Origin of the sequence: Tenacibaculum ascidiaceicola (assembly GCF_047470925.1) — a bacterium.
Taxonomy (GTDB): Bacteria; Bacteroidota; Bacteroidia; order Flavobacteriales; family Flavobacteriaceae; genus Polaribacter; species Polaribacter discolor.
The window spans coordinates 28,803-41,421 of record NZ_JAZKJP010000011.1 but is presented as its reverse complement, the minus strand read 5'-3'; the positions used below and the strand labels follow the sequence as shown (position 1 = coordinate 41,421).

General features: G+C 32.0%; 11 protein-coding genes. 3 read left to right on the top strand and 8 right to left on the bottom strand.

What is annotated here, in order from left to right; all coding sequences use genetic code 11:
• Positions 1–33: 33 nt before the first annotated feature.
• The 5 genes from VBY68_RS11345 to VBY68_RS11325 form a co-directional block, all read right to left on the bottom strand.
• Positions 34–438 carry a hypothetical protein gene (locus VBY68_RS11345; RefSeq protein WP_415269794.1) on the bottom strand — a complete coding sequence of 135 codons (405 nt, stop codon included), beginning with the start codon at positions 436–438 and terminating at the stop codon, positions 34–36.
• A 100-nt stretch (positions 439–538) separates the two neighbouring features.
• Positions 539–1,318 (bottom strand): (Fe-S)-binding protein, encoded by a 780-nt coding sequence (locus VBY68_RS11340; RefSeq protein WP_099216248.1) that lies wholly within the window; start codon positions 1,316–1,318, stop codon positions 539–541.
• 92 nt (positions 1,319–1,410) lie between these two features.
• Complete coding sequence (locus VBY68_RS11335; protein ID WP_244174742.1) at positions 1,411–2,730, bottom strand: 4Fe-4S dicluster domain-containing protein; 1,320 nt, start codon at positions 2,728–2,730, stop codon at positions 1,411–1,413.
• A 45-nt stretch (positions 2,731–2,775) separates the two neighbouring features.
• Entirely contained in the window at positions 2,776–3,741 is a 966-nt protein-coding gene (locus tag VBY68_RS11330; protein ID WP_099216249.1) for an MlaD family protein, read from the bottom strand.
• A gap of 65 nt (positions 3,742–3,806) precedes the next feature.
• Entirely contained in the window at positions 3,807–4,997 is a 1,191-nt protein-coding gene (locus VBY68_RS11325) for an N-acetylmuramoyl-L-alanine amidase family protein (RefSeq protein WP_415269793.1), read from the bottom strand.
• A 94-nt stretch (positions 4,998–5,091) separates the two neighbouring features.
• On the opposite strand from VBY68_RS11325, the gene VBY68_RS11320 reads away from it, so the two are divergent.
• Together VBY68_RS11320 and VBY68_RS11315 are read left to right on the top strand one after the other, a co-directional pair.
• On the top strand, positions 5,092–7,794 hold the full coding sequence (locus VBY68_RS11320) for a putative LPS assembly protein LptD (protein WP_415269792.1): 2,703 nt from the start codon (positions 5,092–5,094) through the stop codon (positions 7,792–7,794).
• 63 nt (positions 7,795–7,857) lie between these two features.
• A complete protein-coding gene (locus VBY68_RS11315) occupies positions 7,858–8,238 on the top strand; it encodes a Rid family detoxifying hydrolase (protein ID WP_415269791.1) in 381 nt (126 codons plus the stop codon).
• A gap of 59 nt (positions 8,239–8,297) precedes the next feature.
• Here VBY68_RS11315 and VBY68_RS11310 read toward each other — a convergent pair whose 3' ends face one another.
• The 3 genes from VBY68_RS11310 to pfkA all read right to left on the bottom strand — a co-directional run bounded on the left by VBY68_RS11310 (position 8,298) and on the right by pfkA (position 10,726).
• Positions 8,298–8,660, bottom strand: a complete 363-nt coding sequence (locus VBY68_RS11310; protein WP_099216252.1) for a methylglyoxal synthase — start codon at positions 8,658–8,660, stop codon at positions 8,298–8,300.
• A gap of 66 nt (positions 8,661–8,726) precedes the next feature.
• Positions 8,727–9,719, bottom strand: coding sequence for a type I glyceraldehyde-3-phosphate dehydrogenase (gene gap / locus VBY68_RS11305; RefSeq protein ID WP_415269790.1), 993 nt, complete (start codon positions 9,717–9,719; stop codon positions 8,727–8,729).
• Positions 9,720–9,742: 23 nt separating this feature from the next.
• Positions 9,743–10,726, bottom strand: coding sequence for a 6-phosphofructokinase (pfkA, locus tag VBY68_RS11300; RefSeq protein ID WP_028891044.1), 984 nt, complete (start codon positions 10,724–10,726; stop codon positions 9,743–9,745).
• Between the two features lie 130 nt (positions 10,727–10,856).
• Here pfkA and VBY68_RS11295 point away from each other — a divergent pair, with 130 nt between their 5' ends.
• Positions 10,857–12,584: a sodium:solute symporter family protein gene (locus VBY68_RS11295; protein WP_415269789.1), complete on the top strand. Its 1,728-nt coding sequence runs from the start codon at positions 10,857–10,859 to the stop codon at positions 12,582–12,584.
• The last annotated feature ends 35 nt before the right edge of the window (positions 12,585–12,619 follow it).

The following is a 12,619-nucleotide window of genomic DNA, read 5'->3' as shown; positions in this document are numbered from 1 at the left end:
AGCTTTCCTTTTATCTTAGAGTGTATGAGTAATTTATTTATTTACTACAGCATCAAAACCTACTTTTATCCCTGGTTTATCTATAAAGTATTCTTTTTTATCCACCAAAACGTTATCTCTAAATATTTCCATTGTTATTGTATAAATACTAAAGTTATCTGTGGCTTTATCTTCGTATTCAAAGGCTAAATTAGCTGCAAAGTTAATTTCACCTGTGTATGATTTCTTATAAGGAAAAACATTAGTTGTTGTAGTGTTATCATACTTAAAAAAACCTGATTCTAGAAAAACAGTTTTAATTCTTCCATTATTATCATTACTCGTACTTGTAACATTAAACGTTATTGTTGCCAAGGTTCCATTTCCATCAATAGATAAATCCGTATCATCACATGATGTTAATAAAACTAAGCACAGAAAAGTAAAAAGGTATCTCATTCTTTTTTATTTTTTACAATTATTTTTCAACAAACTTACTATAAATAAAAAAGTGTGCTACTCTCATAACACACTTTTAAGAAAACTTTATATTTCTTTACTAAAGGTTATTTGCTTCAGCAATTAACTCTGCAATATCTTTTACTTGTATTTGTGACTCTTTTTCTTTGAATTTTACACCATCAGTCATCATGGTATTACAGTAAGGACATCCAGTAGCAATAATTTGCGGATTTGTTTCTAATGCATCTTCTGTTCGCAACACATTAATATCTTTATCTCCTTTTTCTGGTTCTTTAAACATTTGTGCTCCTCCTGCTCCACAACATAATGCTGTTGACTTATGACGCTTCATTTCTGTCATTTTTACTCCTAGACGACGAATTAATTCACGTGGACTTTCATATACATCATTTGCGCGACCTAAATAACATGGATCGTGGTATGTTAAACGTTTTCCATTTAAGTTTTCATCTTCGATGGTTAAACGTCCTTCTTTAATTAGCTTACTAATATATTGAGTGTGATGATATACTTTATACTTTCCTCCTAATCCAGGATATTCATTTTTTAAAGTATTGAATGAATGTGGATCACAAGTTACAATCGTTTTTACTTCGTAAGCGTTTAATACTTCAATATTAGTAACTGCTTGCATTTGAAATAAAAACTCGTTTCCGGCACGCTTTGCTGCGTCTCCTGTTGAACTTTCTTCGGTACCTAATACTGCAAAATCAACTCCTGCTTGTTGTAATATTTTTACGAAAGCTCTTGTTATTTTTTTTGCTCTATCATCATAACTTCCTGCAGCTCCTACCCAAAACAACACTTCTGGTTGTTTTCCTTGAGCCATCATATCTGCCATTGTTGGTACGTTCATAATTCTTTATCGTTTAATTGTTGAACTGTTTTTTGTTTACAACCTCAAACAGAGGTTACTTTTTAATTTTTACGGAATAAAATAGTTAAAAACTACTCTTCGTCTTTCCAGTTTAATCTATCCATTTGACTATACTGCCAAGGCGCTCCATTATTTTCAATATTGGTCATCATCATATTTAACTCCTGTGGAGCTGCTGATTCTTCCATTACTAAATAACGACGCATATCCATAATAATAGATAATGGATCGATACCAATAGGGCATTCCTGTACACAAGCATTACAACTTGTACAAGCCCATAGTTCTTCTGGAGTAATATAATCGTTTAATAATTGCTTACCATCATCTTTAAACTCTCCTCCATTTTCATCAATATTCTTTCCTACTTCTTCTAAACGGTCACGTGTTTTCATCATAATAGCACGTGGTGACAATTCTTTACCTGTTAAGTTTGCAGGACAAGATGAAGTACAACGCCCACACTCGGTACAAGTGTATGCATTCATTAACTGCACCCAGTTTAAATCAGTTACATCTGAAGCTCCAAATTTTTCTGGCTCCCCTTCTTCTTCTCCTTCTTCAGGCATAGCATATGGGTCAGCGTCTGGATCCATCATCATTTTTACTTCCTTCGTTACCGCTTCTAAGTTATTAAACTGTCCTTTAGGATTTAAGTTTGCAAAAAACGTGTTAGGGAAAGCTAATAAAATATGTAAGTGCTTAGAGTAGTATAAATAGTTTAAGAAAATTAAAATTCCTACGATATGTAACCACCAAGCTGTTTTTTCAATAGTATGCAACGATTCATTAGAAAAACCATCAAACCAAGGTGCTATAAACTGAGAAACTACATTTCCTACTCCTGCTTCTTGAAAATGTACATCTGTCGCATTCATTACCAAGAACAAAGTCATTAATACCATTTCAAAATATAAAATAATATTACCATCATTCTTTGGCCAACCTTCCATTTCTTTGTTCCAAAAACGTTTTACTTTCTCTATATTTCTACGGAACCAAAAAATTGTTACAGCTACAAAAACTAGTAATGCTAACACTTCAAAGTTTCCTATCAAGAACCCGTATAAAGCATCTCCAATAATTGGTTGAAAAACACGATGTGTACCAAATAATCCATCAATAACGATTTCTAACATTTCGATATTGATTAAAATAAACCCAACATATACAACTATATGTAAGATACCTGAAACTGGACGTCGTACCATTTTATATTGCCCTAAAGCTATTTTTGCCATGTTTTTCCATCGCTCAGGCTTTCTATCCGTTCTATCAATGTCTTTTCCTAATTTGATGTTTCGTATTAACTTACGAACATTCATTACAAAATACCCGATACCTGCAATTAAAATAAGTGCAAAAAAAATGTTTGGTACGTATTTCTCCATCGTTCTTTAATTATTAAGTTTTGTTAGATTTATAAAAACGTAAGCTTATTTATTACTTACATTTTTGGTATTATTCTCTTCGTTATACGGCTTTGCTTTTTTCCCAAATAATGAGAAGTGTACAAAACGTTTTGGGTTTAGTTTCATTTCTCTTAACAACTCTTCTAACTCTTTTGAAGCATTGGTAAGATTAGTATACATTTTTTCATCAGTCATTAACTTCCCTAGAGTTCCTTTTCCTGATTTCATATTAGCTAATAAACCATTAACATTTGCTAAAGTAGCTTCTAGTTTTTTTACTGATTCTCCTAAGTTAGCATTTGCTAAATCATCTGATACTTTAGAAAAATTGTCAGTTATCTTTTTGGTATTAGCCAAGGTAGCATTTAAGTTACCTTTATTATCTGCTAATAATGAATTTACAGAAGATAATGTTTTACGAACATCAGAAATAGTTCCTTCTAAACCTAAAATACTTCTGTTTAAACTCTGACGAGATTTTTCGTCTAATACTTGATTAAATCCTATTAACAAAGAATCTGCTCCTACTAAAACATTTTCTAGCTTTGCTTGAATAGGGTTTAATTTTTCACCTACTGATGAAAATATATCTGACTCAACCTCTCCTTTTAAATAATCTCCTGACTTAGCTATTTCTCCATCATATTTAGGAACAATTGCTAAATTTTGACCTCCCATTAAGCTTGCTGAGTAAATCTTAGCAATACTATTTTTTGAGAAATTAAAGTCGGTATCTAATGAAATTTTAACAATTAAGTTTCCTTTTTTATCTGGATTATCATTGAATCTAATTTCATCTACTTTTCCTACTTTCAAGCCATTAATGGTAACAGAGCTAGCTTCGTTAAGACCATTAATATTATTGTACTCTACAAAAAAGTGCCTTGCATTAGCACTGAACAAATCTTGTCCTTTTAAGAAGTTATAACCCCAAATAAATAGCGCAATAACAACGACAGCAACAATTCCTGTTTTTAGTTCTTTAGACATAGAATATATTTATACGAGCGAAAATAATAATAATTTTGGGAGTATAAATATAGAACACCTCTAAATTAACGGTTTTTCAGTGCTTCTTTTATTGAAACTCGCTTTCCATTTTTAAAAGCGACTACCCAAGCATCTTTATATCCTTTACTTCTTACCTCTGGTAAAACCTTCTTTATTCCAGATAAACTTGGTGAATTTCCGTAGTAATACTTGTAGTAATCATCTATAAATAAAGACTCAACGTTTTCTAACCCTTTAAAACTGTTTGTTGAAAGTTTTTTTCTGGACGCTGCTATTTGTACTCTAAACACAACTCCTTTTGATACGGTTTTTGATTCTGTAGTTTTTGTCTTTGGTCTAGTTTCTTTTTTAACCACTTGCTTAGGTACTTCTTTTTTTACAACTGGTTTAGAAATTTCATTTTCTACTAACGGCGCATTAACTGTTAGAGTTTCACTAATTGTGTTCAGCTTTAATCGCTCAAAATACTTTCTTATTGCTTGAGCTATTGATTTGGCCATTCTTATTTGCCCTTTTCTAGAATTTAGAAATTTACCTTCATTTTTATTTGTTAAAAAACCTAACTCTATTAGAACACTTGGCATAACAGTTTCTCTTAACACTAAAAAATTTGCTTGTTTTACCTTTCTATTATTTCTTTTTATAGCTACAAAGTTATTTTGAACTAAACCTGCAATTCCTAAGCTATTTTCAAGGTTTTCTTCTTGTAGTACAGACAATCCTATTACTGATTCTGGTGAATTTGGGTCATAATCATAATTCTGCTTATAATTATCCTCTAATAAAATTACCGAGTTCTCTTTCTTAGCAATCTCCAAATTCTCTTTATTCCCACTCAACCCTAACACAAAAGTACTTGCTCCGTGCGGATCAGGTCTTTTAAAAGCATCACAGTGGATGGATACAAATAAATCTGCTTTCTTATCATTTGCTATTTTAGCACGGTTGTGTAACTCAACAAAAACATCTTTTTTACGAGTATAAACTACTTCAATATCCTTTGAAGTTAACAACTCTTTACCTACATCTAGTGCTACTCTTAAGGCTATGTTTTTTTCTCTAAAACCATTTCCTAGGTTTCCAGGATCTTTTCCCCCATGCCCTGCATCTAAAACAACAGTATATTTTTTTTGTGCTGAAACCGATAATATTCCTCCATATAAAATAGTTAAAGAGGTTAGAATGATTAAGCTTAATTTTGAGATATTATATTTACGGAAATTTAAGAATTGCATCAATAAAATTTAACTATTTTTGGATTTTAAAATATAGGCATTCAAATAGCACGCCAAAGTTTTTAAATATAACACAAAAATAGTATTAATAATATTGCGAGCAAATCCAACTTACATACTTTTAGCTTTCTATCTTTTTTGTTTTCAATTAAGTAATGCGCAAGAATTTGGCAAGAAAGGCATTACTCCTCAAAAACCTAATAAAGACTCTATTTTTTCTAGTCCTAAAGACACCTTAATTGGTTTAAAAAATAATGCTCTTGTTAACAAAAAAATAGACACCATTGCTAACGACTCTATTAAACCAAAAGAAGTAATTGATGGTATAATTACTCACGATGCTGAAGATTATACGATACAAAGTGCCAAAGACAAAACTATTACCTTATATAATAAAGCCCATGTAACTTATACTGATATTGACTTAAAAGCTGGAATTATTATTCTAGATTATAAAAACAATATGGTATATGCTAAAGGTATAAAAGATAGTACTGGTTATCATCAAAGACCTCAATTTAAACAAGGCGGACAAGAATCTGAACAAGATTCTATTCTTTTTAACTTTAAAACAAAGAAAGCTTTAGTTTATGGTGTTAAAACGAACCAGGGTGGAATTATTACTTACGGAGAAAAAACAAAACGGGTAAATGATTCTACTATATATATGCGAAGGTTACGCTTTACTACTTCAAAAAAGAAAATTCCAGATTATTATATTCAAACAAATAAAGCGAAACTGGTTCCTGGTAAAAAAATTATTGTTGGTGGTAGTAATTTAGTACTAGCAGATGTACCAACTCCTGTTTATTTACCTTTTGCTTATTTTCCTTTAACAGATAAGAGAACCTCTGGTTTTATTATTCCTTCTTGGGGAGAGAGTAATAATCAAGGTTTTTTTATGCAAAATGGAGGATACTACTTTGCTTTAAGCGACTATTTTGATTTAACTGTATTAGGAGATTTATATACCAATGGTAGTTGGGGATTAAATGCTTCTTCTAACTATTATGTTCGTTATAAATTTAATGGAAGCTTTAGTGTTCGTTTCGAAAATATTATTCAAGGTATACGTGGTTTAAGCGATTATCAAAAATCTACTAATTTTAACCTTAGATGGAGTCATAGTCAAGATGCTAAGGCTAGTCCGAATTCACGTTTTTCAGCCTCTGTTAACCTAGGAAGTAGTAAGTATTATCGCCAATCTTTAAACGAATTTAATAGTTCTCAGTTTTTAAACAATACATTGAGTTCTTCTATTTCTTACTATAAAAACTTTGTTGGCACCCCTTTTAATGTTAGTGTAACAGCTACTCACTCACAAAACACAAATACGGAGTCTATTACCATGACACTTCCTTCTTTGCAACTTAATATGGATCGTATTTATCCATTTGCAGGAAAAGGAGGAATTAAAAAGAACGCTATTCAGCGAATGGGACTTAACTATAGTATGCAAGGTCAATACCAGATTAATACTACTGATGATGAGTTTTTCACTTCTAAAATGTTTAAAACAGCAAAAAAAGGAGTTCAACATAATTTAAGTACAAACACAAGTTTAAAAGCTTTCAAATATTTTACACTATCTCCTAGTGTAAACTATAAGGATGTTTGGTACTTTGATCAAATTAAAAAACGATACGATCCAACTGCGGTAAACAAAGATGGTAATTTTGGCGCTGCTGTTAATGATACTATCAGTGGTTTTACTCGTTATAATGAGTATAACTTTGGGGTTTCATTATCTACCAATATCTATGGTACGTTTAACTTTAAAAAAGGACGTTTAAAAGCAATTCGTCATACAATTAGACCCTCTATTTCATACGGATATCGTCCAAATTTTGCTAAAGATTATGATTTACAAGTACAACAAAGTTCTGACCCTAATGACTTATTAACCTATTCTCCTTTTGAAGGAGGAATATACAACACACCTGGACGAGGAGTTACAAACTCTATTGGTATTTCTGTAAATAATGTTTTAGAAGCCAAAGTAGCTCCAAAAGATCCTGACAGTGACGAAGAAGATAAAAAAATCACGATTCTTAACAACTTAAATTTTAGCACAAGCTATAACATAGCTTTGGATAGTTTACGTTGGTCTCCGGTAAGAGCAAATGCTGGTACACGTCTTTTTAAAGACAAGCTTGCTTTAAACATGAATGCAACTTTTGACCCTTATCAAGTAAACAACAAAGGACAAAGAATAAATAAATTTAACGGTAGTCTTCTTAGAATGACTAATTTGGGTGTAACAGCAAACTACTCTATTTCTAGTAAAGATTTTGAAAAAAATAAAGATGGTGAAGATGACTCAGATAATAAAAGTGGTAATGGAGCCCAAGACACTCCTGATGTTTTTGGAGAAGGTATAGGCCCTACCAATGGCTTTCCTAACAATAGAGGTAATAAAAAAGGTGAAAACGAAACCAAAGAAACTGAGTTATACAGAGCTAAAATACCTTGGACCCTTAATTTAGCTTACACTATGGGGTATACCAATAACGGACTAACAAGTCAAATAGGCAACAATACACTAATGTTTAGTGGTGATGTTGAGCTTTCTCCTAAATGGAAAATTGGTTTTGCTTCTGGTTACGACATCAAAAGAAACGGGTTCACATCTACTCGATTAAACTTTTCAAGAGATTTAGATAGTTGGCGATTTAATTTTAACTGGGTTCCTTTCGGTATTAACTCGTCTTATAATTTCTTTATTGGAGTAAAATCTTCAGTATTAAGCGACTTAAAATGGGATAAAAACAAACCACCAGATAGAGTTTTATTCTAGGAGTTAGAAAAATCTAACTTTTCCTTTTTAACAAAACAAACAACTTTATAAACTCAAGCAAGAATGAAAAAAATAATCACAACTGATAAAGCTCCAGCTCCAATTGGACCATATAATCAAGCTGTACTTAGCGGAAATACTTTATATACTTCTGGACAAATAGCAATTAACCCTGAAACTGATGAGTTAGTTTTAGATTCTATTGAAGCAGAAACAAAACAAGTAATGCAAAACATGAAAGAAGTATTAGCTGCAGCTGATATGACATTTGAAAACGTTATTAAGACTTCTATTTTTATTTCAGATATGCATAACTTTTCAAAAATAAATGCTGTTTATGGTGAGTATTTTGATGAGGCTACAGCTCCTGCTCGTGAAACTGTGGAAGTTGCTAACTTACCTAAGTTTGTAAATGTAGAAATTAGTATGATTGCTGTTAAGTAAGCCAATCTTAAAAACATGAATAAATAAAAAAATCCACTTTTTGAAAGTGGATTTTTTTATTATATCGCTTTTATTAATAATTCTGCTGTTGATGGATTTGTAGCTAACGGTACATCGTGAACATCACACAAACGCATTAACATAGAAATATCTGGTTCATGTGGATGCTTTGCTAAAGGATCTCTAAAAAATAATACCATTTGACATTTCCCTTCTGCTACTCTACCAGCAATTTGTGCATCACCACCAATAGGCCCTGATAAATATTTTGTTACCTCAAAACCTGCTTTTTCTGCTTTCTCTCCTGTTGTTCCCGTTGAAATTAACTGAACACTTTTTTGACGTAAAACTTCTTTGTGCTCATTTAAAAACTGAACCATTTCAGCTTTCATTCCATCATGTGCTATAATTGCTATTTCCATAAATAGTGTTTAAAAAAGTATTCCCGCAAAAAGCGGGAATACAATATTACAAAATATTTTATGCTTTTATAAAGAAGCTGAATACTCTAGTAAATCTACAATTTTAGTAGCATATCCAAACTCATTATCGTACCAAGAAATTACCTTGAAAAAGTTTTCGTTTAACTCTAAACAAGCATCGGCATCAATTACTGATGTTCTTGTTTCTGAAACAAAATCTTGTGATACTACCTCATCTTCAGTATATCCTAAAATTCCTTTAAATTCACCTTCTGAAGCTTCTTTTAATGTTGCTAAAATTTCTTTTAACGAAGTCGCTTTATCTGTTCTAAACGTTAAATCAACCAAAGAAACATCCGCCACAGGAACTCTAACAGCCATACCTGTTAATTTACCTTCTAATTCTGGAATAACCTTTGTTACAGCTTTTGCTGCTCCTGTTGATGTAGGTATAATATTGTTAACTACTGAACGTCCTCTTCTCCATTTTTTGTTAGGTCCGTCAACTGTGTTTTGTGTTGATGTTGCTGCATGAACCGTAGTCATCAAACCTTCTTTTAACCCAAAGTTATCGTGAATTACTTTTGTTAATGGCCCTAAACAATTTGTTGTACACGAAGCATTTGAAAAGATATTTTCATCAGCCGTTAATTCTTTATGGTTTACCCCCATAACATACATATTAGCATCTTTAGAAGGCGCTGAAATAATTACTTTCTTCGCTCCTCCTGTAATATGCATTGCTGCCTTATCTTTGTCTGTAAAGAAACCTGTAGATTCAATTACATACTCTGCTCCGGCTTCATTCCATTTTAAATTTTCAGGATTTCTTTCCGCAGTTATTCTTATTGTTTGTCCATTTACAACTAAGTTTCCATCTTTTACTTCAACATCTCCTTCAAAACGTCCATGAACAGAATCATACTTCAATAAATAGGCTAAATAATCTACATCTAACAAATCGTTAATAGCCACAACTTGAATGTTGTCTCTTTTCATTGCAGAACGGAATGCTAATCGACCAATTCTTCCAAATCCGTTAATTCCTATTTTTATCATTATTTAAAATTTTATATTCATATTTAAGTGGTCATAATATCAGATACGCGTAATAATTCGGTATCAATATTATGTTGACCTTTGATTGCTTTTTCTAAATCGGTAGAAATTACTTTATTATCTTTCAACCCTACCATCAAATTTGTTTTTCCGTCAAGTAATAATTCAACAGCACTTACACCTAATCTACTTGCTAAAACTCTATCAAAACAAGATGGAGAACCTCCTCTTTGCATATGTCCTAACACAGAAACCCTTACCTCATATTCAGGCAAATTTTCCTCTACATAATCAGCCAGTTCAAATACATTTTTTCCAGTTTTATCTCCTTCAGAAACTACTACTATACTTGATGATTTTCCTGATCTTCTACTTTTCTTTAACGATTCTAACATTCTTTCTAACCCTAAATCTTCTTCAGGAATTAAAATTTCTTCAGCTCCTGCACCAACACCTGCATTTAATGCTATAAACCCAGCATCACGCCCCATAACCTCAACAAAGAAAAGTCTATTATGAGAAGAAGCTGTATCTCTAATCTTATCAATAGCCTCTACAGCTGTATTTAAGGCTGTATCGTAACCAAGCGTATGACTTGTTCCTGAAATGTCATTATCTATTGTTCCTGGAATTCCTATAATAGGGAAATTGAACTCTTTGTTAAAAATCACTCCTCCCGTAAAAGAACCATCTCCTCCGATTACTACTAAAGCATCTACATTATTCTTTTTTAAGCTTTCATAAGCTTTCTGTCTTCCTTCTTTAGTTCTAAAATCTTTTGATCGAGCCGATTTTAATATCGTTCCTCCTTTATGAATAATATTATTTACACTCCTAGCGGTTAAAGGAATTAAATCTCCTTCTATTAATCCTTGGTACCCTCTATAAATCCCCATACAATCTGTACGATAATAAGCACAAGTCCTTACAACAGATCGTATCGCGGCATTCATTCCTGGAGCATCCCCTCCAGAAGTCATCACTGCTATTTTTTTTATTTTTCTCATAAAACGAATATCAAATTTACTCAATTTTAGTCATTTTTAAGTAAAAAACAACAAATTCATTTTTGCATTTTAATTGAAATTTAACGTTTCATTTTATTTGGTTACTTTTAGCCAACAAATAAAACAAACTATGCTATTAACCTCTCTTGATTACATTATTATTTTTGGATTTTTTATTCTTTCATTACTTATTGGTCTTTGGGCTTCAAAATCAGCAGGTAAGAATAGTTCTGAATTCTTTTTATCAGGAAGAAACATGCCATGGTGGTTATTAGGAGTTTCTATGGTAGCAACTACATTTGCTGCAGATACTCCTGGATTGGTTACCGAATTAGTTAGAAAAAATGGTGTTTCAGGTAACTGGGTTTGGTGGGCAATGCTTCTTACAGGAATGCTTACCGTGTTTTTTTATGCTAAGCTATGGAGAAAATCAGGTATAACTACCGATTTAGAGTTTTATGAGTTACGCTACTCTGGTAAAATGGCTAGCTTTTTAAGAGGTTTTAGAGCTATTTATTTAGGTGTTATTTTTAACGTAATTACAATGGCAGGTGTTTGTTTGGCTGGAGCTAAAATTGCTAATATTTTATTAGGAATATCACAAGAAGAGACACTATTGTATTCTTCAATAATTGTTGTTATTTATTCTTCTTTAGGTGGATTAAAAGGTGTGTTACTTACTGATTTTGTTCAGTTTTTAATTGCTATGATTGGTTCTGTTTGGGCCACTATATATATTGTTAGTTTACCAGAAATTGACGGGCTTTCAAATTTATTAACGCACCCAAACGTAAGTGATAAACTAGCAATGTTTCCTGATTTTTCAGACAAAGAAGCTTTAATTACTTTATTTATTATTCCTTTTGCTGTACAATGGTGGAGTACATGGTACCCTGGAGCTGAACCTGGTGGAGGTGGTTATATCGCACAACGTATGTTGGCCGCCAAAGATGAAAAAAATGCTACATGGGCTACTTTATTTTTCAATTTTGCGCATTATGCATTACGTCCTTGGCCATGGATTATTGTAGGCTTGGCTTCATTAATTATTTTTCCAAGTTTAGAAAGTATGAATCAAGCATTTCCTGGTTTAACTACTGAAATGCAAGGACACGATGTGGCTTATGCTGCAATGATGACCTATTTACCAGCAGGTTTATTAGGAATTGTATTGACTTCATTAATCGCTGCTTTTATGAGTACAATTTCTACTCAGTTAAACTGGGGTAGCTCATATGTTGTAAATGATTTTTATAGTAGGTTTATTAATAAAGAGGCTTCTGAAAAGCAAAAGGTAGTAGTTGGTAGAATATCAACTGTAGTTTTAATGTTATGTGCCGCTCTTTTTTCTTTCTACTTACAATCAGCCAAAGGAGTTTTTGATTTACTACTACAAATTGGTGCAGGAACTGGACTGTTATTCATTTTACGTTGGTTTTGGAGTAGAATCAACCCGTATAGTGAAATTGCTGCAATGGCTATATCTTTTATAATTGCTGTTTTCTTTTTTATCAATGGAAAAATGGAATCTCCATTTATTCAAATTGCAGGTTATTGGCAATTAATTATTGGTGTTTTGGTTACTACAGTAGGTTGGGTTATTGTAACCCTTTTAACACAACCTACCGATGCTAAAACTCTAGAAAAATTTGATAATATTATTTTTGAGAGCGATAATAAGTTTAAAAATGTTGGATATAAAATTGTAGGATTTATAACTGGAACTATAGGTGTCTACAGCTTCTTATTTGCCACTGGAAATTGGATTTATGGTGAAATAGTTCTTGCTACAACACTTTCAATAATCACCTTAATTTGTATTTTAATTTTAAGGAAAATATGGAAGTTTGTTTCTTAACACAATTAATCCTTACAAATGTTAGATACGAAAAC